The organism is Caballeronia udeis (genome assembly GCF_044909315.1).
In the GTDB taxonomy this organism is placed as follows: domain Bacteria; phylum Pseudomonadota; class Gammaproteobacteria; order Burkholderiales; family Burkholderiaceae; genus Caballeronia; species Caballeronia udeis_A.
Genome location: NZ_JBIYEB010000013.1, coordinates 199,778 through 222,723 on the forward strand (window position 1 = coordinate 199,778; position 22,946 = coordinate 222,723).

Genomic DNA, 22,946 nt, shown 5'->3' on the forward strand with positions numbered 1-22,946 from the left:
GCGTTCGAGAATTTGTTCAAGCAGGGCGGCAGCATGAACACTGAAGCGTCTTTTCAACCGGAGCGCAATTGCGACAGCATTCGGCATGCTGATCGTTTTAGTTTGCTGATCGACGGCTCTGATTATTTTCGCGAACTGCGCGAGGCGATCACGCGAGCGCTGCGCACGGTGTTTATCCTTGGCCGGGATATCGGCAGCCTCATAAAACTGACGGCCGAAGGTGCCGACGCAGGGTCTGCGCGATGCGCAAACGGCCGCGCCTTGACATCCTTGCGTGGGATTTCATCGCAATGCTTGATGCATTCGAGCGCGCGGGCTGCGGGGCCGCAAGATGGGATGGCGTACGCGTCGGCGGGTCGCATTCCAGATGGACGGCAAGCATTCCATGGGCCGCTGGCATCGTCGGAAGATGATCGTGATTGACGACCTGCTGCTGACGGCTTAGGCGAATCTCGGCAATGCATTCCGCTATCGATGCAAACGCTGACCTGCACATTCAATGCGCGTTGATGTGAACAGGTAACACGCAACGCAACACGCCCGATGTGCTCGCTCTGTTACAGCGCATGACAGGCTTGCATGCACTCGCCGGTCCCAGGCTCGATACCCCGCGCGACGCTACGGCAATGCGGTTTCAGCAAGCGCGAACCGCGCGGCGTGCTGGATGCGGATATCGATTGCGACCGATTGCGACCGATTGCGACCGATTGCGACGGCGAGATGTAGCGTGTTGTCACAACGCATCTGGTGCCGGCGTCGCGTGAACGACGCGGGCAAGTCGAGCAGGTGTTGCAGAGTTTTGAGGCCCCGGCCATGCCGGGAACCGTGCCCGGAGCCCTCAACGCCTGGCCTGTCGACGGCCGGACGCTGCGCCGGTTGCTCTCGCATTTCTATCGCGCATGCGCTCCACGGACCTTTCCAGCACGCGGTCCGTTGTTCGCTTTTAACCTCATCACGATGTTTCCCGGCGAGCGTCTTGTAGGGGTGAATGTGCATCGAAGTTCACCCGTCGCGGGTGGCATCGGATCACTCTGCGTTGATCGAGAAGCTACCCATGTCGCCATAAAACTGACGCTTGTAACGAAAACCCCTTAAAAAAAGGCTTAGAAACACAAAAAGACTCGCACGAAGTTCAATGGCGCTTGTAGAATCCGGCGTTGATACGGATGCATTCACGCAACCGTATTCTAAAAACACTGACCTCAACAGGTAGGAGAAACATGCCGACTTCCGCAAAAACCGCCGCCAAGAAAGCTGCGACCAAAGCTGCTCCCAAGGCTGCAACGAAGACTGCAGCAGCACCCGTCAAGAAGGTAGCTGCCAAGAAGGCTGCATCGACGCCGGCTACTGTGGCGAAGAAAGCAGCCGTGAAGACGACGGCAACGCTGTCGCCGATCAAGGACACGTTCACGAAGGCATCGCTCGCCGCGCATCTGGCGGACCGTGCGACCGTCGACCTGAAAGCAGTGAAGGCCGTCCTGTCGGCACTCGAGGACACCATCCTCGGCGCAGTTCACAAGAAGGGCGCAGGCGAATTCACGCTGTCGGGCCTCTTGAAGATTTCGGCGCAAGTCGTGCCGGCGAAGAAGAAGCGCTTCGGCAAGGACCCGTTCTCGGGTGAAGACCGTTGGTTCGCAGCGAAGCCGGCGAGCGTGCGCATCAAGGCACGTGCGTTGAAGAAGTTGAAGGACGCCGCAGCGTAAGCTGACGGAAAAGCATCGAAGGGCTATGGCAGCGCAGGTGTAGGGGCGAACCGTAGTCGAAAAAAAATGGCCGGCTCCGCAAGGAATCGGCCATTTTTTTGCCTGCTTCAGATGACGCGAGCCTGGACGGTGACGACGTTCGAACGTGGTGGATGAGGTGAAAACAGCGAGTCTTTCCGCGCTGTACCCGGAGTTGGCGTGGCTGAGCGCGACGCGTAGGATCAGCCCAAACTGAATCTTCGATGACCACTGTTGACGGTCCCGGCTCACGTGTGAAGATGAAATCGGCATGGTCGGCCGAAGCTGTTCAGCTTCACTGGGAAGCCGCGGCACCACCTCTCGAAGCAATGACATTTCCTGGCCGGTCAGCATCGCGAGATCCTTCGAAGATGCAGCGGCGAACGCATTAACGACTCGAAACGCGGCGCAACGCATGGACGTTCGAGAAGGTCAGCAACGCCGACGCGGGATAAAAGCGCGGGTAGGAACGCGCCGGCAATGTCACATTTACGCGGCCATTTACCTGAAACCAGACGCGCTAGACCAGGCGTTCAGGCAAGCATGAAAGGGGGTGAAAGCCATGCCGCTTTCACGCCAAACCATCGACAGCGCATTCACAACGCTGATGCCGCATAGCGCATTGAATGTTCACAGGCACGGGCATAACCCTCTGAAAACAAACTGAAAGCGGCTCATCAGCGGCTCGACTACGACGGCACGTGGTTTGCTTGAAGCTTGCGCTTACGCTGGCCTGAGGCACGCGTAGAAGAAAGAAATTCAAGAGCAAGAGATTCCCATTCTGTCGACCTGCGACCTGCGACCTGGGGAGTGGCCAGATGCCTGAGCCATTCCGCGTTTCAATGAGTGAGAGGGGGCCCGATGCCGGATCAAGACGAACGACCTGACCATGACGGAGACAAAGCCGGGGACGATTCAAACCGCGGCAAGCGAAAAAACGATAGCGATGGAAACGGCGACGACGGTAAGTCCAACAACAAGGCCGACAACCCATCCAACGGGCAAAAGAAAGGCCCGGGTAAAAAGCCGCTGATCATCCTGGCTGTCGTCGTGGTGCTCCTGGTCCTCGGCGGATTGGCATGGTGGTTCGTCACGCGCAACCAGGTGAGTACCGACGACGCGTACACCGACGGCGACGCCGTGACGATCGCACCGAAGGTATCGGGTTACGTCGTGGTCATGAACCTGGGCGACAACAAATTCGTCCACAAAGGCGATCTGCTGATCAAGATCGATCCTCGCGACTATCAGGCCCAACTGGACCAGGCGAACGCTCAACTCGGCCTGGCGAAGGCACAACTCGACTCGGCTCAAGTGCAACTGGCTATTGCCCGCGTGCAATATCCGGCGCAACTGACACAGGCAAAGGCTCAGGAGCAGAGCGCGCAAGCGAACCTGGTGCAAACCCGCGCGGCTTATGAACGGCAACGCACGGTCGATATCCGGGCGACATCGCAACAAAACATCGACACAGCGACGGCCCAGCAAAAGAGCGCGCTGGCCAACGTTGCGCAGGCACAGGCGCAAGTGAAAACCGCGAGTCTTGTGCCGCAGCAAATCAGCCAGGCGCAGGCCACGGTGGACGAACGCCGGCAGCAGGTTCAACAGGCCGAGGCACAGGTGGAAGCGGCCGCGTTGAACCTGTCCTATACGGAACTGCGTGCGCCTGCGGACGGCTGGGTTACCAAACGCAACGTGCAGTACGGCACGTTCCTGCAGGCGGGCGCCTCGATTTTTTCCCTGGTGACCACCCCCGTCTGGGTCACCGCCAACTTCAAGGAGTCGCAACTCGAGCGCATGCGTCCCGGTGACTCGGTGGATGTATCCGTCGATGCTTATCCCAACCTGAAGCTGCACGGTCACGTGGACAGTATCCAGCTTGGCAGCGGTTCGCGCTTTTCGGCTTTCCCCGCTGAAAACGCCACGGGCAACTTCGTGAAGATCGTGCAGCGCGTGCCGGTGAAGATACTTATCGATAGCGGATTGCAACCCGATCTTCCGCTGCCGCTCGGCATCTCCGTGATTCCGAAGGTGATGTTGAAATGAGCGATCATGCCGGCTGGAAACCGAAGTCCAATCCCTGGCTGATAGCGGTCGTGGTCACGCTCGCGGCGTTCATGGAAGTGCTCGACACGACCATTGTGAACGTCGCGTTGCCGCACATTTCGGGCGCGATGTCCGCGAGCTACGACGAAGCCACCTGGACGCTGACCGCGTATCTTGTCGCGAACGGCATTGTGCTTCCCATCTCCGCATTTTTCTCGAAACTGCTGGGACGTAAGCGATATTTCCTGATCTGCATCGCCGCGTTTACAGTCTGCTCGCTGTTGTGCGGGCTCGCCACCGACCTGTGGCAACTGATCGTGTTCCGGGTCTTGCAAGGCTTCTTCGGCGGAGGCTTGCAACCGAACCAGCAGTCGATCATTCTCGATACCTTTCCTCCCGAGCAACGCGGCCGCGCGTTCTCGATTTCGGCCATAGCGATCGTGGTCGCGCCGGTGGTCGGGCCGACGCTCGGCGGCTGGATCACCGACAACCTCACGTGGCGCTGGGTGTTCCTGATCAACGTGCCGATCGGCGTGATTACGACCATTGCGGTGATGGAGTTCGTTGAAGATCCGCCGTGGGAGAAACAAAAAGACCGTAAGGAACTGGGCCTCGATTTCATCGGCATTGGCTTGATTGCGCTGGGTCTCGGCTGCCTGCAAGTGTTCCTCGACCGCGGCGAGGACGACGACTGGTTCAAGTCCGGGTTCATTACCACCTTTGCGATTCTGTCGTTGATCGGCATTGTGGGCGCGATCTTCTGGCTGCTTTACGCGAAAAAACCGGTGGTCGACCTGCGTGTACTGAAGGACCGGAATTTTGCGTTGGGCTCGGTGTGCATGGTGGGTTTTGCAGCGATCCTCTATGGCAGCGCGGTGCTTGTGCCTCAACTCGCCCAACAGCAACTCGGTTATACCGCGACGCTCGCGGGCCTCGTGTTGTCGCCCGGAGCGATGTTGATCGTGGCCATCATTCCGGTGGTCAGCAAGCTGATGCCGGTCATACAAACCCGCTTCCTGGTCGCCTTCGGTTTTTTCCTGATGGGGTGCGCGTTGTTTTTTACGCATCACCTGGTGCCGAACATCGACTTCAAGACGCTGACGATCATGCGAAGTTCGCAATCCATCGCCATTGCATTCCTGTTCGTACCCATCACCACGCTCGCGTACCTGACGCTGAAGGCATCGGAGAATGCGGACGCTTCAGCGTTGTTCACCATGTTCCGCAACGTGGCGGGATCGATCGGCATCTCGCTCGCGACTGCCTCGATTGTCGAGCGCACGCAGGCGAACATGGCGCACCTGTCCGTCCATATGACGCCGTTGAACCCGAACTACAACGACTCCATACAGCGCCTCACGCACACGCTGATGGACATGGGCCAGACCATGCAGCAGGCCATGACCACGGCGACCGGACTGATGTACAAGCAGACCATTTCGCAGTCGACGATCCTCGCCTACCTTGATGTATTCGGCGCGGTGGCGATCTTTGCGTTGTGCTTCGTGCCGATCACATTTTTCTTTTCGCCGGTGAAGGCCGCGGGTGGCGGAGGAGGGCATTGAGATGCGCAAACGCTGGATTCCGTTCCTGCTTTCAATGTTCGCCGGCGCATGTTCCGTCGGTCCGGATTTCACGCCGCCCGACGCGAAAACCCCGGCTAACTGGCAGGATTTGCAGCGCGTGCAGAACCCGCCTGACGACATGCGGTTTCCCCACGCGAGCGCGCCGTCGCTCGCGGACACCCATGCCGATCCCGATCCGCGCTGGTGGCGGCAGTTCAACGACGCCACGCTGGACTCGCTGATCGACCGTGCGGCGGCGGGCAACCTGGATTTGCAGAGCGCGGTGCTGCGCATAACGGCGGCGCGTGAAGAGGCGGTGGTGTCGGGCGCGCAGGGGTTGCCGCAAGTCAGCGCGAACGCGAGTTACAAGCGTGAGCAACTGGGCTTGAAGGGCCTGCTGCAATCGCAGGGTGTCTACGACAAGGTCAACGCGCTCGGGCCCGACAGTGCGGGCGTGGCGGGCGCCCTGAATTCCTTGACGGCGCCGGTGAGCTTGTTCCAGGATGGTTTCGATGCATCGTGGGAGCTCGATCTGTTTGGGCGGGTAGGGCGCTCGGTGGAGTCGGCGAATGCGCAGACGGAATCTGCAATCGAAAATCGCAACGACGCCCTTGTCTCGCTTGAGGCAGAAGTTGCGCAGACTTATTCGCGACTGCGCGGGGCGCAACTGCTCAAGCGGATCACGCTGGCCGAGATCGATTCGGAGCAGCAGATCCTCAATTTGACGCGTGAGCAGGCGCGCGTGGGGCTGACGAGCGAGAGCGACGTACAGAGCGCGACTGCGCAGGTGGGGTCGTTGCAGGCCCAGCTACCGCAATTCGATGCGCAGATCGTGCAGGCAATGAACGGCCTCGCGGTATTGACCGGGAGTGCGCCGGGAGCGCTGGATGCCGAGCTGGGGGTGCCGGGCGCTGTCCCACCGGTGCCACCGCGCGTGCCGATTGGTTTGCCGTCTACGTTGGCGCGGCGGCGTCCCGACATTCGCCGGGCGGAGAGTGATCTGCATGCGGCCACCGCTGAGATTGGCGTGGCGGTGGCGCAGATGTACCCGGATGTATCGTTGACGGGTAATGTGGGTACGCGTGCCCTCGAGGCAAAATATCTGGCGCACTGGTCGAGTCTTTTCTGGACGGTCGGGCCGAGTATTTCGCTGCCCATTTTCGAGGGTGGCGCGTTGCGGGCGAACGTACGGATAGCGAAGGCGCAGGCGGGCGAGGCGGCATTGCAATATCGCTCGACGGTGCTGAAGGCGCTGCAGGACGTGGATAACGCGCTGGTGTCTTACCGGACGGATCAGGACCGCAGGGAGGCGTTGACGCGCACGGTTGAGGCTAACCGGATCAGCCTGGAGCTGGCGACGGATAGTTACCGGAAGGGGTTGGTGACGTTCATCACGGTCCTCGATGCCGAGCGTCAGTTGGCCGGGACGCGGCAACAACTGGCGCAGTCGACAGTGAGCGTGACGACGGATCTGATCGCTGTATATAAGGCGCTGGGCGGCGGATGGCAGGGAACAACCGAAAACGGCTGACAGCGGCAGACCACCGACCCTGCGGCCGCCAACCCACCGTCCACCGGGCGAGCATTCACCCCTTCGCACCAAAACCGGGCATCTCCTTCGCGTTGTCAATCACACCGGCCACCCACTGCGCACTTATTTGAAGCAAACTTCCACCTAACCCGCCAAAACAATGAGTAAAAACAAGTAGTAGAAAAAATGGCACGCCTGTTGCTTAATTGTAGATACTGAAACTACCGAAGCGTCGGACAGGCGTGGCCCAGCTTGAAGAGCGATATCGAGCCGGCATTTCCACGCACAGGCGGCATCAGGCCGCGATCAAAAAAGGACGCAAGATGCAGATCTACGACGAAATGCGTCACGAAGAAACCGTGCGGGCGCACTACGCACGTTTCTCCCGGTGGCTTTCCACGCAAAGCCCCGAAATCATCGCACGCAAGCGCGCGGAAGCCGATCTGCTGTTCAGACGTGTCGGCATCACGTTTGCCGTGAACGGTGACTTGTCGGGCACCGAGCGCCTGATTCCCTTCGACATGATTCCGCGCATCATCCCCGGCGACGAATGGCGCAAGCTCGAGGCCGGACTCCGACAGCGGGTACGCGCGCTGAACATGTTCATCCGCGACGTCTACCACGATCAGGACATCGTCCGGGCAGGCAAGATTCCCGCCGAACAGGTGTACACGAACGCGCAATATCGTCCCGAGATGCACGGCGTTGACGTGCCTCTCGACGTCTACGCGCACGTCGCCGGTGTGGACGTGGTGCGCGCCGGTGACGCGGGCGAGTTCTACGTGCTGGAAGACAACCTGCGGGTGCCCTCGGGCGTGTCGTACATGCTCGAGAACCGCAAGATGATGATGCGGCTCTTCCCCGAATTATTCGTGCAGAACCGCATCGCCCCGGTCGCCCACTATCCCGACCTGCTGCTCGAAACGCTGCGCTCGATCGCCCCGGCGGGCGTGGATGATCCCAACGTGGTGGTGCTCACGCCCGGCATGTACAACTCGGCGTACTTCGAGCACTCGTTCCTCGCGCAGCAAATGGGCGTGGAACTGGTGGAGGGCAAGGATCTTTTCGTCGATGAAAACTACGTGTTCATGCGCACGACGCAAGGGCCGAAGCGTGTCGACGTGATCTACCGGCGGCTGGACGACGACTTCATGGACCCGCTCGCATTTCGCACGGACTCGGCGCTCGGCGTGCCGGGGCTGCTGACCTCGTATCGTGCGGGCCGGGTGGCACTGGCGAATGCGATGGGCACGGGTATAGCGGACGATAAATCCATCTATCCGTTCGTCCCGGACATGATTGAGTTCTATCTCGGCGAAACGCCGATCCTGAACAACGTGCCCACTTTCCAGTGCCGCAAGCCCGACGATCTCGCCTACACGCTTGCGCATCTGCCCGAGCTGGTCGTGAAGGAGGTCCACGGCGCCGGGGGCTACGGCATGCTGGTCGGACCGGCATCGACGAAAGCGGAAATCGAGGCGTTCCGCGAACGTCTGATCGCGCGGCCGGACGGTTATATCGCCCAGCCCACGCTGGCGCTCTCCGCGTGCCCGACCTTCGTGGAATCGGGTATTGCGCCGCGTCATATCGACTTGCGGCCGTTTGTGCTGTCGGGTAAAGAAGTGACGATGGCCGCTGGCGGCCTGACTCGCGTGGCGTTGAAGGAGGGTTCTCTGGTCGTGAATTCGTCGCAGGGCGGCGGCACGAAAGACACCTGGATGGTGGACTAAGCACCCACCGGGATTGTTCGCAACGGGGCGCGCTTCCAAGCGCCGCGCCCGCGCGCGCCACACAACAACGGAACGCCATCATGATGCTAAGCCGCACAGCCGATCACCTTTTCTGGATGGCTCGCTACATGGAGCGTGCGGAAAATACCGCCCGCATGCTCGATATCAACCTGAAGGGCATGCTGCTGCCGCAGACGCCGGATCAGGCCGCTCGCGCTCAACGCTCCGTACTGCGTATTTCGGAACTCGAATTCAGGTTCGAGGAGCGTTTCCCGGGCTCGGATTCACGCGAGGACATGCTGCACTTCATGGTCGCCGATACCGGCAATCCGTCGAGCATCAGTTCCTGCCTGCACGCGGCCCGCGAAAACGCGCGCGCCGTGCGCGGCACCCTGACCACGGAAGCGTGGGAGACCATCAATTTCACGTGGCTCGAATTCGGCGAAAAACTCGCTTCGGGCGAGCTCGAAAAAAGCCCGGACACGCTGTTCGAATGGGTCAAGTACCGCTCGAACCTGTGCCGCGGCGTGATGGTCGGCACCGCGCTCCAGGACGACGCCTTCTGGTTCATCCAGCTCGGCATGTACCTGGAACGGGCGGACAACACGGCACGGATCCTGGACGTCCGGTTCGCCGATGCCGAACCGAACTCGCGTGAAGCCGCGCGCCAACTGGAGGACTTCTATTACTGGACCTCCATCCTGAGTTCGGTCTCCGCGCTGGAAATCTATCGGAAGGTGTATCGCGATGTCGTGACGCCGTCGCGGGTCGTGGAGCTGTTGATCCTCAACTCGCAGATGCCGCGCTCGCTGCTGGCGTCGCTGGATGGTGTTTGCGCGACACTCGACAAGCTGCGCACCAACGGCTCCAACGAGTGTGAACGTTTTGCCGGCAAGCTGCGCGCAGACGTTCTGTACATGGATATCCGCCAGATACTTGAAACCGGGGTGCACGCCTATCTGACGCAATTCCTGAAACGGGTCGACGAGCTCGGTGTTCGCGTGATGCGCACCTTCCTCATGTTGCCTCTCGCCTGAACGCATCCGTTCCGCATCTGTACTGGAAACCATCATGCTTCTGACCATTCGTCATCACACGAGCTACCGCTACGCCGTCCCCGTGCAGTACTCCATCCAGCAACTGCGCATGACGCCCGCCAACGGGTCGGCGCAGATGGTGCGGCGCTGGAATATCGATACCGTGGGCAAGCTCGACGTCACCCGCGACGCCTACGCCAACACGCTGCATACGCTGGTGTTGACGAAACCGCATATGGAAATCCATCTGTCCGTAACCGGTCAGGTGGAAACCACGTTGCTCGACGGCGGCCGTCTCAACGACGGTCCTGGTCGGATTCCCCTCCAGCACTACACCTGCGCGACCGCGCTCACCGAACCGGACGGCGCAATCCGCGAACTCGCGAACTCGGTGGCCAAGCTCGATTCACCGGCGGCGCTGATTGCGCTGGCGGAGAATATCGAAGCCAAGGTGCAGTTCAAGGCGGGTGTCACCGAGGTCACAAGTACCGCGGCCCAGGCGCTGCAGCTCGGGAATGGCGTGTGCCAGGATCACGCGCACCTGATGCTGGCGTGCTGCCGCGCCCGCGGGCTGCCGGCGCGCTACGTGAGCGGTTATATCGATCCGGGCGATGTCCCGCATGCCGCGAGCCACGCGTGGGTGGATGTGTGGATCGACGACGGCTGGGTGTCGGTCGACGTCACGCACACGGCGTTTGCCAGCGGCCGTTATTGCCGGCTCGCGGTTGCGCGCGACTATGAGGCGGCGGCGCCCGTGCGCGGCTCGCGTGTCGGCGGCAAGGAAGAGCGCATGAGCGTTGACGTGTCGGTACAGGCGGCCGACCAGTAGCACAGGCTGGCTCGCGTCACGGCGCCCGTATTCCTGCGGCGCCGTGACATTCAAGCCGCGCCTCCATCTGCCGATAACTATTAGAAGGTGAGGTGCGCGGCCTGGTTTGCCGCACCTGGGCCTCATGAAAGGCGGTGGCGCGTTTGCCGGGCGAGGGTGCCTGGCCACAGTCCCCCAATCAGCCCGATCCGGGCGAATACCCGATTACAATACGGATTTGCTTCTTTCAGGAATTGGACGCATGACTTATTGCGTGGCAATGCGCGTTGACGAAGGACTCGTGTTCCTCTCCGACACCCGCACGAATGCCGGTGTTGACCATGTGAGCGCAGCTCGCAAGATGGCGGTCTTCGAACAGCCCGGCGAGCGCGTCCTCGTGCTCCTCGCCGCGGGTAATCTCGCGCTGACGCAGGCGGTCATGCAACTGCTGTCGGAACCGGCGCCGGAAGACAAAACCACCCTGTATAACGTTGCCACCATGGCGGAAGCGGCGCGGCTGGTGGGCGACGCGGTGCGCGAGGTCCATCGGCGTGACGCAGCCACGCTCGCGGAATTCAGCGTCGACTTCAATTGCAGCTTTATTCTCGGCGGCCAGATCCGCGGTGCGAATACGCGCCTGTTCATGATCTACTCGGCGGGTAACTTTGTGGAGTCGTCGCCGGTCAGTCCGTATTTCCAGATTGGCGAATCGAAGTATGGCAAGCCGATCATCGATCGCGTGGTCACACCCTCCACGCCCCTGGACGAAGTCGCGAAATGCGCGCTGGTGTCAATGGACTCAACGCTGCGATCCAATTTATCCGTGGGATTGCCGCTAGATCTGCTCGTGTATGAGAAGGACGCGTTGCGGGTCACGCGCTTCTCCACGATCGATAACGACAACCAGTATTTCCAGATGATTCATCGCACGTGGGGCGAACGGCTGCGGCAGATTTTCGGGGAGATCCCGAATCCGACCTGGGCCGATCCCGACAACGTGCCGCTGCGGGCGCGCGAAACGGTATCGAACGTGCCGCGCGTGACGGGCAGCGACCTGCGTGCAGAACCCGATACGTCGGCGCCGCCGTTCCAGACGCTGATGCAACCGGAAAGCGGGCGATCACAGCATTGAACCGGACTGGAGTAGTAGCGATGGGTTAAGAGCGCGTGGCGGAGGCTCCGCAAAGCAGGCAGCCCGAACAAGAACGGCCCAAATCGGCTTACGCTGATTGGGCCGTTCTTGTTTTTGGCTTTGGCGCATCGATCGCTGCCGCATAGCTGCCAATACTCCGCGCGCATAAAAAAACAGCCATCGGCGAAGCCGATGGCTGTTTTTGAACCGCAGTCGAAGTCGGCGCGCTAAACCGTGAAACGATGCGCGCCGGGTCCGGCTTTAGAACTTGTGACGGATACCAACGACCACCATTTCTTGCGTGCTCGTGCCGGCGAAGCCGAACGAACCGATCGATGCTTGCGCTTGCTGGTCTACGCGAACCGTCTGGCCAGCAGCGTTCGTGGTGAACACAGCTTGCGTGCCGCTTGCTTTCTGGTAAGCGCCGAGTGCGTAGAAATCCGTGCGCTTGGAGATCGTGTAGTCCGCACCGATGCCGACCTGATTGTAATGAGCGCCCGTGTCGCCACTAGCTTTCTCGTACGTGTAGCCCGTGCCGATCAGGAAAGCCGGCGTCAGCTGGTAGTTCACGAATGCGCTGCCGATGTTGTACGTCTGCGTCGACGTGAATGCCGAGAAACCGTCCGGACGATACTTCGCATTGCTGTACGAACCGCCGAACGTTACCGGGCCGATAGCGTACTGAGCTGCTGCACGAGCGATGGCGATCGAGTGAGCCGACGCGTAGCCGCTGTTGATCGGGCTGTCGAAGATCGAATCCGACGACGGGCTGTTCCAGCTCGTAGCCGAACGGCCTGCACTCGGGTTGCTCGTGTAGTAGTAACCGGCAGCCAAGCCCAACGGGCCGTTGTTATACGCAACCGCACCGCTCCACGTCTGGCCTTGACCCGTCGTGCCTGCGCCGTTGCTGAAACCATACATGCCTTCGAATTGCAGGCCAGCGTAGTTCGGCGACACGTACTTCACAGCGTTATTTACACGCGAGCTGTTGTCGTAGTTGTCGACGTCGCCCGGCGTACCGACGATTGACGCCCAGTAGTTGTCACCCGTGATGCCTTGCACCATGTCGACGAGCGGGTCGTATTGACGACCGAGGGTAACCGTACCCAGCTTGTCAGACGTCAAACCGACGAATGCCTGACGACCGAATTCGCGACCACCTTGGTTCAACTTGCCCGTGTTGACGTCAAAGCCGTTTTCCAATTGGAAAATTGCCTTCAAACCGCCGCCCAGGTCTTCCTGGCCTTTCAGGCCCCAGCGATCGCCGGACAGGGTGCCGCTATTTGTGCCGACCTGCTTCTCGTTGCCGTTCGCGTTGTGGACATAAATGAGACCAGCATCGATCACGCCATACAGGGTCACGCTGTTTTGCGCGTGGGCCGCGCCAGCTGTGCCGAGCAGTGCCAGCGAAAGGGAAGTCAGTGCGAAACGTTTCATCAGGTTCTCCACGCGAGGATTAAATTCGTTGTTGCCGGCGCAGAGAATAACGCAGCGTTACAAAACTTAAGAACTGAAAAATTAAAACATGTCTCAAAAAAAAGACACTTTCCGATCGACCGCCTGATGTCTTGTAAGGCAAGCCTGTCAAGGCTTTAGCCGTTCATTCATCTAGTGAAAGCGCGGAGACAAATCTGTCTTCAGAAAGTTCCTTTTAATGCAATTGGTTCATCGCGAATAGGCGATTTATATTAGTTTTTTACTAATTGGACGCTATAAGCGAGATATGCATGGAGAGGCCGGCGAGGGTCGCTGTTGCAGGCAAGAGGAGCGCCGCATATGGCTCGGCGAGGGTTTACGCCGGGCGGCGACCGGACGTGCGCGAGTAGAGTCCGACGCCTCGAGGCGAGTTCGCGTGTTGTGTATTACCGACACCCTTACTCATTGAAAGCGTCATTTTTGCATTTGGCGCAAGAAAGGTACTGCACCGCGCCGACTCGACTGGCTCACGCAATTTGAGGAAGTTTCAGACAGTCAAGCTGTTGACACGGAAAACTGCGGCATTGTGGATCGCACCTCGGAACTTGAGTTCGTTCCTGCTCCCGCTCTTGATCGCGCCCGCTTCGCCGGCGTTATTCCTCGTTTGCCGCGGGCTGGCCGCGGCCTATTTCACGGCTCGTTTCGCGGCCGGTAAGCAGCGCGAGCGCCAGACCTGCACCGCCGGCCAGCAACACGGCTCGCCACGGATACTGTTTCACCAGACCATTCGCCTGCACCGCCTTGCGCCCGCAATCCAGCATGGCTTGCGCTGTCACCCGCGTGGCAGCGGTCTCCGCGCGGGCCAGCTTGCGGCTCAGATTCAACGCGGTACCTAACGCCGATACCCGTTGGCGCGCCTGCTGCGTCAGATGCTGCGATCGCTCGGCCCGCCGTTCGATCGATGCTCGCGTGCGTCCCGGCACGACCGTGAAGGGTTTCGTGGTCCCGGGGTCGTCGGCGTCCGTGCGACCCGCTCCGGGGACCGTGGAGCCCGCCAGCATTGAGCCGATCTTGGCGCGGCTGCCCGGCGGGACCCGGCTGCTTTGCTGACCCCACGCCCCGCGTGGATCGTGCAAACGAGCCCTGGCTGCCGAAAACTCCGCGCCAAGCAGCAGCACCGCGGCCGAGAAGTACAGCCACATCAGCAGGACGGCGAGCGAGCCGGCCGCGCCGAATGAATTCGCTGTGCCGGCGTGTGTCAGGTAAAACGCAAACAGCTTTTTGCCGACTGAAAACAGGATGGCGGCAACCAACCCGCCGACGAGTGCATCCCGCCACTCCACCCGGCCATCGGGAAGGAACTTCAGGAGTGCGCCGAACGCGAGCGAGAGAATCAACAGTCCGGCCACCAGTTGCGCGATGTCGCCGATCACGACGAACGGTGAATTGCCCCACAGCCATTGGCCTACGGCCTGGATGGCGGTATCGAGGACGAGCGAGACGATCAGCAGGAACGCCACGCCCAGCACCAGGCCAAAAGAGATCAGCCGCACCCGCACCAACGCGAAAACGCTCGATTTCTGCTCGCCGGTCAGCGGCCACACCAGGTTCAGCGCAGTGTTGAGTGATGAAAATGTCGCCGATGCGCCCACCGCCACCAATACGAACGAGATCACGGCCGCCACCCCGGTGCCACCGCTGCGGTGGGCATTCTCGACAATGCTCTGCACGCTTGCAGCCGCCTGATCCCCCAGCAGTCCGTTGACATGATGGAACAACTGGCCGCGCGCCGCGTCGGCTCCAAACACCCAGCCGGCCACCGCGATCACCATGACGAGCGTTGGCGCCAGCGAAAATGCGGAGTAGAACGCGATGCTCGCGGCCATGGCGGCACAGCGGTCCTCGCCGAATTTCCTGAGCGCGCCCATCACCCAGGATGCGTCCTTTTTCACCACAGCTTGAATTTTCTCGGTGGACAAGGTGCTCATGGAAACCTCGAAAACGATGATGGTGATGACGTGGCGGTTTGCAATCCGTCGAAGCACGATGCGTTCCACGGCCGGCACGCTTTTAGTCACACCACAGCGTGCCGGGATCCCGAAGCATCCGTCATCCCGCCGTACTCTGGCAATCGAAAGACGGCTGATAGGCCAGTCGCATGTCTTTGGCGCGCACTTTCGTCATAAATCGTGGCGTGTGTTCCGCGTAGAAGCACGCTGTGTTTCCCAATCGGCGCGGGAATGAGCTCGTGGAGGGGGAGGTCATGCAGGTACATACGTACGCGCATGGCCGGGCGGTTGCAGCCGGCATCAGGCGCGCAAGGCGAAGCCGTTGAGGTAAGCCACCGGGTCCTGTCCGTCCCAGACTCGCCCGTCGACCAGCACGTCCGAGCGAATTTCGTCGGGGACACGAACCTCTGCCAGTGTAGCCGCCTCACGATACAACGCTGTCTGGCTGATCGCCGATGCAATTGCGGCGTCGTCGTGGTCCCCGCTCAGCAAACCCCATCGGCGATATTGCGTGAGGAACCACAAGCCGTCGGACGTCCGCGGATAGTTGACGGCGCCTTCATCGAAGAAACTGACGGGGAGCGGCCGGCCAGGGAATTGCACCGCGTCATACTCGCCAAGCAGCCGAGGGGCGATCAGTTCCCGCGCTACGCCGGTCAGCTCGGGCGCCGCGAGCCACGTCGAGATGTCGGCGCGATGCGCAGGGCTGTCGAGCCACCGGCACGCCTCCAGCATGGTCTGGATTAGCGCGCGGGCCGTGTTCGGGTAAAGCGCGACAAAATCGCGCCGGCTGGCGAGCACCTTTTCAGGGTGGTCCGGCCAGATCTCGCTCGTGACAGCGACGGTCCTGCCCGCGTGACGCGCCTCGGCAACCGCATTCCACGGCTCGCCGACACAGAATCCGTCGAGCTGGCCCTCGGCCAGTGCATCGACCATTTGCGGCGGAGGAATCACAATGCTGCGAATGTCGCGCAGCGGATGCACGCCAAGAGCCGCGAGCCAGTAGTACAACCACATCGCATGTGTGCCGGTCGGAAACGTCTGTGCGAAGACCGGGGGGCGGCCGAGCGACGCGAGCGCCTCCTTCAAATTGCCGCTTTCGTTAAACGCAACGGCCAGCCGGTTCGACAGCGTGATTGCCTGGCCATTGCGGTTCAGCACCATTAGCACGGCCATGTCGCCCTGCGGTCCGCCAATACCCAGTTGCGCGCCATACACGAGGCCATAAAGCGCGTGCGCCGCGTCGATCTCGCCGGACAAAAGCTTGTCGCGCACGGCGGCCCACGAAGGTTGCCGGCACAGCTCGAGCGTCAGGCCGTGGCTGTGGCCGAACTCGAGAATCTTCGCAACCGCGAGCGGAGCGGCGTCGCTCAACGCCACGAAACCCAGGCGGATGTGGGTCTTCTCGGGTTGATCGGAGGCGCGGTTCAAAGTGGCTTCGGGCGTGTTCATGTTGTGCGGGCTACCCCAATAAATCGGCCATCGACACCAACTGGCGCGCGACCTCGGCAAGCTTCATTCCCTGGTCCATCGCGCGCTTGCGGAGCATGGCGTACGCCTCCGGCTCGGACAGTTTGCGCCGATCCATCAGCAGGCGTTTGGCCCGGTCAATCAGCTTGCGGTCCGCCAGTTCGTTCTCGGCTTCAGCGAGCCGCTTGCGCAATTGCTCCTCGCGTGCAAAACGCGCGAGAGCGACTTCGAGGATGGGTGCAAGCCGCGCTGCTTCCAGCCCTTCGACAAGATAAGCGCTCACGCCCGCGCTGACCGCCGCGTGAATCAGTTTCTGGTCGGCATCATTGCTGAACATCAGGACCGGGCGCGGCGCGGTTTCGTTCATCACGGCGAGCTGTTCGAGCGTATCGCGTGAGGGTGATTCAGTGTCGATGATGACTACATCCGGGCGCTGCTCTTCCACCACTTTCGGCAATGCCGCAGGGGTCGCCACCTCGGCCAGCATCTCGTAGCCCAGGCGTGCGAGCGCCTGGCGAAGATCGCCAATGGGCTTGTCGGTATCGGTGACCAGGAGCACACGAAGCATGGGTCAGGCGCCGGGATATTGCATACATGGACAGCCTGCTGCAATGCTCAGCGGCGGCCGGTCAGCGCGCCCGACAACGGCCGCTTGCGCTTGATGCGATTTGCATCGGTCAGGCTGCATGCTGCACCGTGCCGGTGACGTCTTGCCACGTGTTGAAGGCGGCATGCGCGTCCCCGGCACAAGCGCGGGTCTCATGGTGAGTCACCCAATCTACCGCTTCACCAACAGCATTGCCAACGAGGATCACGGCGGGGCTTTCCAGACCTTCCTTCACTGGGTCGATAGCCAGGCGGTCCAGGGTTCCAAGCCAGCGCCGCTCGGATGCTGTAGCCGCCCACTGAACCACGGCGGCGGGGGTGGACGCCGGCAGCGCCGAGAGCAACGCCTGGCAGAGGCTTTCGATGCGCGTCATGCCCATGTAGATCGCGAGCGTCGTGCCGGTCGCAGCGAGTGCGGCCCAATTCGGTTCGCCATGATCCTGCTTGTGCGCCGTAACGAAGGTCACTCCCTGGCAATGCTCGCGATGCGTGAGCGATATCCCAAGACTCGCGGCCGCTGCAAAGCCCGACGAAATGCCGTTGATGATCTCCACGGGAATCTGCGCGTGCCTCAGTGCCGTGATCTCTTCGCCCGCCCGTCCGAACAGCAGGGCGTCGCCGCCCTTCACGCGGACCACGTGCAGGCCCTTGCCCGCATAACGTTGCATCAGCCGCTGGATGAAGGCTTGCGGCGTCGACTTGCAGCCGCCGCGCTTGCCCACACGGATCACGCGGGCGCGAGGTGCAAGCGACACGATCCCGGGATTGACGAGATCGTCCAGCAGCACGATATCCGCGGCCGCGAGTGCTTTGGCGGCTTTGATCGTGAGCAGGTCCAGGTCGCCGGGACCGGCGCTAAGCAAAGTGACCTTGCCAGTTGTCATCGTGATGTCCTTTGGCGGCTTGATTGCGCTTGACTACGCTTGAGAAGCGCAAGCGCCGCCGCGTTGCTGGAAAGAGCGAAGACCATAATGAGCCGCACGGCGCGACAACACGGCGCCCCAACGAAAAAACGGCATCCGCTCGTGCTCCTGCACGAAGGGACGCCGTTGTCCTGAGTCATCGGTGTAGTCCATACCACCGGCATTCGATCGATAAGACTGTGTTATCCAAGCGCCCGACATCGTTGCCGCGCACAGCAGGACATAGGCAATATCCAGGCCAGACGAATAGGGTTCTGGCGCGCCCGGCGATGAGCCATGGCAACAGCGACGCGAGCGCTCTCGCGAAGCCGCGCCCCTCATGCAGGACAACACGAACACAACTCTTTTTCGGCTGCGTGCACTGGTTGGCCAGCACGCGCCAAGCGCAGTCCCATCCGCACGCGGACAGTGCTGCGCCGCACCGTGACTGTGCGGCGCTGCATCAAAATGCGTCGCCTGCAACAAGCTGAAAATGCGCTGCCGGCGGCAAACGCCCGCCGGACATGGTGTTGGCATTCATGGCATAGGGCTTGCATTTGAAGCGTCCATGGATCAACGGCGGTCCAGTTTCATCGCAAGGTTTCAGTAGCAGCCCATGACGGGCTTTTTGGACAACGGCGTCCCCTGAACTCAGTCATCGGCTGGGTTCACGGGACGCCTTTTTGTTTTGTGGAAAAACAATGGCAGACAAAGCAACCCGGATCGATCTATTCAGCCTGCGCACGGCGCCGATGCGTGCTTTCCACCTCACGTGGATGGCATTCTTTGTCTGTTTCTTTGCGTGGTTCGCCTGCGCGCCGCTGATGCCGTTGATCAAGCGCGAGTTCGGCCTGTCCATCGATCAGGTTGCGAATATCAACATTGCCGCCGTTGCCGCGACGATCCTGGTGAGGCTCATCATCGGCCCGATGTGCGACCGCTACGGTCCGCGCAAGGTGTATACGGGGCTGCTGCTCGCGGGCGCGCTTCCCGTGTTCGGCGCCGCGCTCTCGGGCGGGTACGAAAGCTTCCTGCTGTGCCGCCTTGGCATTGGTGCGGTGGGCGCGAGCTTCGTTATTACGCAGTACCACACATCCGTGATGTTCGCGCCGAACGTGGTCGGCACGGCGAACGCGACCAGCGCGGGCTGGGGCAACGCCGGCGCCGGCGCGGCGCAAATGCTGGTGCCGCTGCTGCTCGCGGGCATGCTTGCGCTCGGTGCAGGAGACGCTTCCGCATGGCGCCTCGCGCTCGTGGTTCCCGGACTGGCGATGCCGGTCATGGCCTGGTTCTACTGGCGCTTCACGCAGGACTGCCCGCAAGGCAACTTCACGCAGTTGCGCGCGCAGGGCATCAGCATCGACGGGGGCAAGAAGGGCGGCTGGGCGAGCTTTCGCGCGGCCTGCGCAAACTACCGCGTGTGGATGCTGTTCGTCACCTATGCGGCTTGCTTTGGCGTCGAGGTGTTCATCCACAACATTGCCGCGATCTATTACGTCGATCACTTCCATCTCTCGCTGAAAGCCGCCGGTGTCGCTGCCGGCAGCTTTGGACTGCTCGCCCTGTTTGCCCGCGCGCTCGGCGGCTGGCTCTCGGACAAGGCTGCTGCACGTCGTGGCCTTGGCGTCCGCTCCACCTTGCTGTTCGCGCTGATCGCAGGCGAAGGGCTCGGCCTTCTCTGGTTCTCGCATGCGGACAGCGCGGCGCTCGCCGTGGTCGCGATGCTGAGCTTTGGCTTGTTCACGCATATGGCTTGTGGCGCGACCTACGCGCTCGTGCCATTCATCGACCGCAAGGCGCTCGGCGGCGTGGCCGGGATTATTGGCGCGGGCGGCAACGTGGGCGCGGTGGCGGCCGGCTTCCTGATGAAGGGCTTCGGCAATGTCCAGCAGACGCTCGCCATGCTGGGCGTGCTGGTCACGTTGTCCGCGTTGTGCGCACTCGCGGTGCGCTTCAGTTCCGAGCACAAGGAACGCGAAGACGCGCTGCGTACAGATGCATTGGGTATCAACAACAGCATTGCCAATTGAGAGCGTCCTGATCATGAAAATCGTCGTCATCGGCCATGGCATGGTCGGCCATAAACTCCTCGAATGCCTTGCCGGGAAAACATCGCATGGACTCGATATCACCGTGCTATGCGAGGAACCTCGGCCGGCTTACGACCGCGTGCATCTGTCGGAATTCTTCTCGGGAAAAACGGCGCAGGACCTGTCGCTGGTCGAGGCGGGATTCTTCGAGCGTGAGAACGTGCGGCTCGAACTCAATGCGAAGGCTGTGTCGATTGATCGCACGGCGCATACCGTCACCGTGTCGACCGGCGAGGTGCTGGCGTACGACAAACTGGTGCTCGCTACCGGCTCTTATCCGTTCGTGCCGCCGGTCGCCGGCAATGAGCGTCGCGACTGCTTTGTGTACCGCACCATCGAAGACCTCGAAGCGATGAAGGAATGCGGCGCGCGCTCGAAGACGGGCACGGTCGTGGGGGGTGGACTGCTGGGGCTTGAGTGCGCCAAGGCGCTGCGCGACATGGGCCTGCAGACGCACGTGGTCGAGTTTGCGCCGCGCCTGATGGCCGTGCAGGTCGACGACAGCGGCGCACGCGTGTTGCGCAGCAAGATTGAAGAGTTGGGCGTGACGGTTCATACGCAGAAGAATACGGTAGCCATTGTCGATGGCGAGGACGGCACGCACCGCATGGAGTTTGCGGACGCAACGCATCTCGACACCGACATGATCGTGTTCTCCGCCGGCATCCGTCCGCGTGACGAGATTGCGCGGGTAAGCGGCCTCGAGGTGGGTGCGCGCGGCGGCATTGTGATCGACGACGCCTGCCGCACGAGCGACGCCGATATCTACGCGATCGGCGAATGCGCACTCTGGAACGGGCAGATCTTCGGCTTGGTCGCGCCCGGCTACGACATGGCGCGTGTTGTCGCGAAACAATTGCTGGGTGAGCTGGCTGGTTTCACCGGCGCGGACATGAGCACGAAGTTGAAGCTGATGGGCGTGGACGTGGCGAGCATTGGCGACGCGCATGGCAAGACGCCCGGCAGCCGTGCATACCAGTTCAGCGATGAACGCAAGCAGGTCTACAAGAAGCTGGTGGTGTCCGAGTGCGGCAAGTATTTGCTCGGTGGCGTGATGGTCGGTGACGCGGGTGAATACGGCACGCTGTTGCAGATGATGCTGAATCGCATCGCGTTGCCGGATGCACCGGAATTCCTGATCCTCCCTTCGTCCGACGGCAAGCAGAAGCCGGGCCTCGGTGTCGAGGCGCTGCCCGAAGCCGCGCAGATCTGTTCGTGCAACAACGTGTCGAAAGGGCGCATATGCGAAGTGGTAGGCGCGGGCGCCACCAGCATTGGCGCGTTGAAGTCCGCGACCAAGGCCGGCAGTTCGTGCGGCGGCTGCGTGGCGCTCGTCACGCAGGTCATGAAGGCCGAGATGAAAAAGCAGGGGTTCGCGGTCAACAACCACGTATGCGAGCACTTCCCTTACTCGCGGCAAGAGCTTTATCACATGGTGCGTGTGGAGCGCATCGAGACATTCGGTGCGTTGCTCGCGAAGCATGGCCACGGTCTTGGCTGCGATATCTGCAAGCCGGCAGTCGCCGGGATTCTTGCCTCGTGCTGGAACGAGTTCGTGCTGAAGAAAGAGCATGCAAGCCTGCAGGATTCGAACGACTACTACCTTGCCAACATCCAGCGCGACGGCACGTATTCCGTCGTCCCACGGATGCCGGGTGGCGAGGTCACGCCCGATGGATTGATCGCGGTTGGGCAGGTCGCAAAGAAGTACGGCCTGTACACCAAGGTGACAGGCGGGGCACGTGTCGACCTGTTCGGTGCGCGGGTTGAACAGTTGCCGCTGATCTGGGAAGAACTGATCGCGGCCGGCTTCGAATCAGGTCACGCGTACGGTAAGTCGGTGCGGACCGTGAAGTCATGTGTGGGATCGACCTGGTGCCGCTATGGCGTGGGCGACTCGGTCGGTCTCGCGATCGACATAGAGAACCGCTACAAGGGTCTGCGCACGCCCCACAAGATCAAGTTCGGCGTCTCCGGCTGCACGCGCGAATGTGCCGAGGCGCAAGGCAAGGACATCGGCGTGATTGCGACAGAGAAGGGCTGGAACCTTTACGTGTGCGGTAACGGCGGCATGAAACCGCGTCATGCCGAGTTGCTTGCATCGGATCTGGACCGCGCTACGCTGATCCAGTACATCGACCGTTTCCTGATGTTCTACATCCGCACCGCTGACCGCCTGCAGCGCACCAGCGTGTGGCGCGACAACCTGGAAGGCGGGCTCGAGTACCTGGTCGACGTCGTGGTGCACGACAAGCTTCAGCTTGCCGAGGAACTCGAAACGGAAATGCAGCACGTGGTCGACACCTACGAATGCGAGTGGAAAAAGGCCGTCACCGATCCGGACACCCGCAAGCGCTTCCGCCATTTCGTGAACAGCGACGAAGCGGATGCGAACGTGAGTTTTGTCGAGGAGCGTGGCCAGATCCGTCCCGCGACGCCCAATGAACGGCAATTGAAGCGGATCGATATTCCGGTGGTTGTCGAGACGGTTTGAAGTGCACATCACCCACACTGAGGACATCATCATGAACAACGATCGAATCTCAAACTCATGGGTGCCTGTGTGCCCGCTCGACGACATCGTGCCGAACACCGGCGTCTGTGCCCTCATCAACGGCGAGCAAGTCGCCGTGTTTCATCTGCCGGATGGCAATCCCAGCGTGTTCGCAATCGATAACTTCGACCCGGGCTCACAGGCGTCGGTCCTGTCGCGCGGACTGATCGGCAATCTGGGCGATCGCATTGTGGTGGCATCGCCGATCTTCAAGCATCACTACGACCTTCGCACGGGCGAATGCCTTGAGATACCGGCGAACTCGGTCAACGCTTTTGCCGCGCGCGTGGAGGACGGGCAGGTGTGGGTCGCGGTATGACCTCGTCAAG

18 protein-coding genes are annotated in these 22,946 nt (G+C 61.3%); 12 read left to right on the forward strand and 6 right to left on the reverse strand.

What is annotated here, in order from left to right; translation table 11 throughout:
• Positions 1-12 precede the first annotated feature (12 nt).
• Positions 13-423 (forward strand): phospholipase D-like domain-containing protein, encoded by a 411-nt coding sequence (locus ABH944_RS21765; protein ID WP_404608516.1) that lies wholly within the window; start codon positions 13-15, stop codon positions 421-423.
• Between the two features lie 195 nt (positions 424-618).
• On the opposite strand, the gene ABH944_RS21770 is transcribed toward ABH944_RS21765, so the two are convergent.
• Complete coding sequence (locus ABH944_RS21770; RefSeq protein ID WP_404608514.1) at positions 619-996, reverse strand: hypothetical protein; 378 nt, start codon at positions 994-996, stop codon at positions 619-621.
• A gap of 224 nt (positions 997-1,220) precedes the next feature.
• Here ABH944_RS21770 and ABH944_RS21775 point away from each other — a divergent pair, with 224 nt between their 5' ends.
• The 8 genes from ABH944_RS21775 (at position 1,221) to ABH944_RS21810 (ending at position 11,570) form a co-directional block, all read left to right on the forward strand.
• On the forward strand, positions 1,221-1,703 hold the full coding sequence (locus ABH944_RS21775) for an HU family DNA-binding protein (RefSeq protein ID WP_062082883.1): 483 nt from the start codon (positions 1,221-1,223) through the stop codon (positions 1,701-1,703).
• A gap of 879 nt (positions 1,704-2,582) precedes the next feature.
• Positions 2,583-3,767, forward strand: coding sequence for an HlyD family secretion protein (locus ABH944_RS21780; protein ID WP_404608512.1), 1,185 nt, complete (start codon positions 2,583-2,585; stop codon positions 3,765-3,767).
• Positions 3,764-5,332: a DHA2 family efflux MFS transporter permease subunit gene (locus ABH944_RS21785; protein WP_404608511.1), complete on the forward strand. Its 1,569-nt coding sequence runs from the start codon at positions 3,764-3,766 to the stop codon at positions 5,330-5,332. Before ABH944_RS21780 ends, ABH944_RS21785 begins: the two co-directional genes overlap by 4 nt.
• Before the next feature lies 1 nt (position 5,333).
• Positions 5,334-6,863: an efflux transporter outer membrane subunit gene (locus ABH944_RS21790; RefSeq protein WP_404608509.1), complete on the forward strand. Its 1,530-nt coding sequence runs from the start codon at positions 5,334-5,336 to the stop codon at positions 6,861-6,863.
• 323 nt (positions 6,864-7,186) lie between these two features.
• A complete protein-coding gene (locus tag ABH944_RS21795) occupies positions 7,187-8,593 on the forward strand; it encodes a circularly permuted type 2 ATP-grasp protein (protein WP_404608774.1) in 1,407 nt (468 codons plus the stop codon).
• An 83-nt stretch (positions 8,594-8,676) separates the two neighbouring features.
• Positions 8,677-9,630: an alpha-E domain-containing protein gene (locus ABH944_RS21800; RefSeq protein ID WP_062082985.1), complete on the forward strand. Its 954-nt coding sequence runs from the start codon at positions 8,677-8,679 to the stop codon at positions 9,628-9,630.
• 34 nt (positions 9,631-9,664) lie between these two features.
• Positions 9,665-10,459, forward strand: coding sequence for a transglutaminase family protein (locus ABH944_RS21805; protein ID WP_404608507.1), 795 nt, complete (start codon positions 9,665-9,667; stop codon positions 10,457-10,459).
• A 241-nt stretch (positions 10,460-10,700) separates the two neighbouring features.
• Positions 10,701-11,570 (forward strand): proteasome-type protease, encoded by an 870-nt coding sequence (locus tag ABH944_RS21810; RefSeq protein ID WP_404608506.1) that lies wholly within the window; start codon positions 10,701-10,703, stop codon positions 11,568-11,570.
• Between the two features lie 261 nt (positions 11,571-11,831).
• Here ABH944_RS21810 and ABH944_RS21815 read toward each other — a convergent pair whose 3' ends face one another.
• The 5 genes from ABH944_RS21815 to cobA all read right to left on the reverse strand — a co-directional run bounded on the left by ABH944_RS21815 (position 11,832) and on the right by cobA (position 17,955).
• The gene (locus tag ABH944_RS21815) at positions 11,832-13,007 is read right to left on the reverse strand and encodes a porin (RefSeq protein ID WP_404608505.1); all 1,176 of its coding nucleotides are present in this window, start codon (positions 13,005-13,007) and stop codon (positions 11,832-11,834) included.
• A 632-nt stretch (positions 13,008-13,639) separates the two neighbouring features.
• Positions 13,640-14,974, reverse strand: a complete 1,335-nt coding sequence (locus ABH944_RS21820) for a YihY/virulence factor BrkB family protein (RefSeq protein WP_404608503.1) — start codon at positions 14,972-14,974, stop codon at positions 13,640-13,642.
• A 321-nt stretch (positions 14,975-15,295) separates the two neighbouring features.
• The gene (locus tag ABH944_RS21825; protein ID WP_404608501.1) at positions 15,296-16,447 is read right to left on the reverse strand and encodes a CmpA/NrtA family ABC transporter substrate-binding protein; all 1,152 of its coding nucleotides are present in this window, start codon (positions 16,445-16,447) and stop codon (positions 15,296-15,298) included.
• Positions 16,448-16,457: 10 nt separating this feature from the next.
• Complete coding sequence (locus tag ABH944_RS21830) at positions 16,458-17,033, reverse strand: ANTAR domain-containing response regulator (protein ID WP_404608499.1); 576 nt, start codon at positions 17,031-17,033, stop codon at positions 16,458-16,460.
• A 109-nt stretch (positions 17,034-17,142) separates the two neighbouring features.
• The gene (gene cobA, locus ABH944_RS21835) at positions 17,143-17,955 is read right to left on the reverse strand and encodes a uroporphyrinogen-III C-methyltransferase (protein ID WP_404608498.1); all 813 of its coding nucleotides are present in this window, start codon (positions 17,953-17,955) and stop codon (positions 17,143-17,145) included.
• Positions 17,956-18,674: 719 nt separating this feature from the next.
• On the opposite strand from cobA, the gene ABH944_RS21840 reads away from it, so the two are divergent.
• From ABH944_RS21840 to nirD, 3 genes are read left to right on the forward strand one after another with little or no spacing between them, the layout of a single operon-like run.
• Positions 18,675-20,003, forward strand: a complete 1,329-nt coding sequence (locus ABH944_RS21840) for an MFS transporter (protein WP_404608496.1) — start codon at positions 18,675-18,677, stop codon at positions 20,001-20,003.
• Positions 20,004-20,016: 13 nt separating this feature from the next.
• A complete protein-coding gene (gene nirB, locus ABH944_RS21845; protein ID WP_404608494.1) occupies positions 20,017-22,557 on the forward strand; it encodes a nitrite reductase large subunit NirB in 2,541 nt (846 codons plus the stop codon).
• Between the two features lie 31 nt (positions 22,558-22,588).
• Positions 22,589-22,936 carry a nitrite reductase small subunit NirD gene (gene nirD, locus ABH944_RS21850; protein ID WP_404608492.1) on the forward strand — a complete coding sequence of 116 codons (348 nt, stop codon included), beginning with the start codon at positions 22,589-22,591 and terminating at the stop codon, positions 22,934-22,936.
• The last annotated feature ends 10 nt before the right edge of the window (positions 22,937-22,946 follow it).

Coding starts and splice junctions, on each gene's coding strand:
- ABH944_RS21770 (WP_404608514.1), bottom strand. CDS start 996: ATGCACATTCACCCCTACAAGACGCTCGCCGGGAAACATCGTGATGAG.
- ABH944_RS21775 (WP_062082883.1), top strand. CDS start 1,221: ATGCCGACTTCCGCAAAAACCGCCGCCAAGAAAGCTGCGACCAAAGCT.
- ABH944_RS21780 (WP_404608512.1), top strand. CDS start 2,583: ATGCCGGATCAAGACGAACGACCTGACCATGACGGAGACAAAGCCGGG.
- ABH944_RS21785 (WP_404608511.1), top strand. CDS start 3,764: ATGAGCGATCATGCCGGCTGGAAACCGAAGTCCAATCCCTGGCTGATA.
- ABH944_RS21790 (WP_404608509.1), top strand. CDS start 5,334: ATGCGCAAACGCTGGATTCCGTTCCTGCTTTCAATGTTCGCCGGCGCA.
- ABH944_RS21795 (WP_404608774.1), top strand. CDS start 7,187: ATGCAGATCTACGACGAAATGCGTCACGAAGAAACCGTGCGGGCGCAC.
- ABH944_RS21800 (WP_062082985.1), top strand. CDS start 8,677: ATGCTAAGCCGCACAGCCGATCACCTTTTCTGGATGGCTCGCTACATG.
- ABH944_RS21805 (WP_404608507.1), top strand. CDS start 9,665: ATGCTTCTGACCATTCGTCATCACACGAGCTACCGCTACGCCGTCCCC.
- ABH944_RS21810 (WP_404608506.1), top strand. CDS start 10,701: ATGACTTATTGCGTGGCAATGCGCGTTGACGAAGGACTCGTGTTCCTC.
- ABH944_RS21815 (WP_404608505.1), bottom strand. CDS start 13,007: ATGAAACGTTTCGCACTGACTTCCCTTTCGCTGGCACTGCTCGGCACA.
- ABH944_RS21820 (WP_404608503.1), bottom strand. CDS start 14,974: ATGAGCACCTTGTCCACCGAGAAAATTCAAGCTGTGGTGAAAAAGGAC.
- ABH944_RS21825 (WP_404608501.1), bottom strand. CDS start 16,447: ATGAACACGCCCGAAGCCACTTTGAACCGCGCCTCCGATCAACCCGAG.
- ABH944_RS21830 (WP_404608499.1), bottom strand. CDS start 17,033: ATGCTTCGTGTGCTCCTGGTCACCGATACCGACAAGCCCATTGGCGAT.
- cobA (WP_404608498.1), bottom strand. CDS start 17,955: ATGACAACTGGCAAGGTCACTTTGCTTAGCGCCGGTCCCGGCGACCTG.
- ABH944_RS21840 (WP_404608496.1), top strand. CDS start 18,675: ATGGCAGACAAAGCAACCCGGATCGATCTATTCAGCCTGCGCACGGCG.
- nirB (WP_404608494.1), top strand. CDS start 20,017: ATGAAAATCGTCGTCATCGGCCATGGCATGGTCGGCCATAAACTCCTC.
- nirD (WP_404608492.1), top strand. CDS start 22,589: ATGAACAACGATCGAATCTCAAACTCATGGGTGCCTGTGTGCCCGCTC.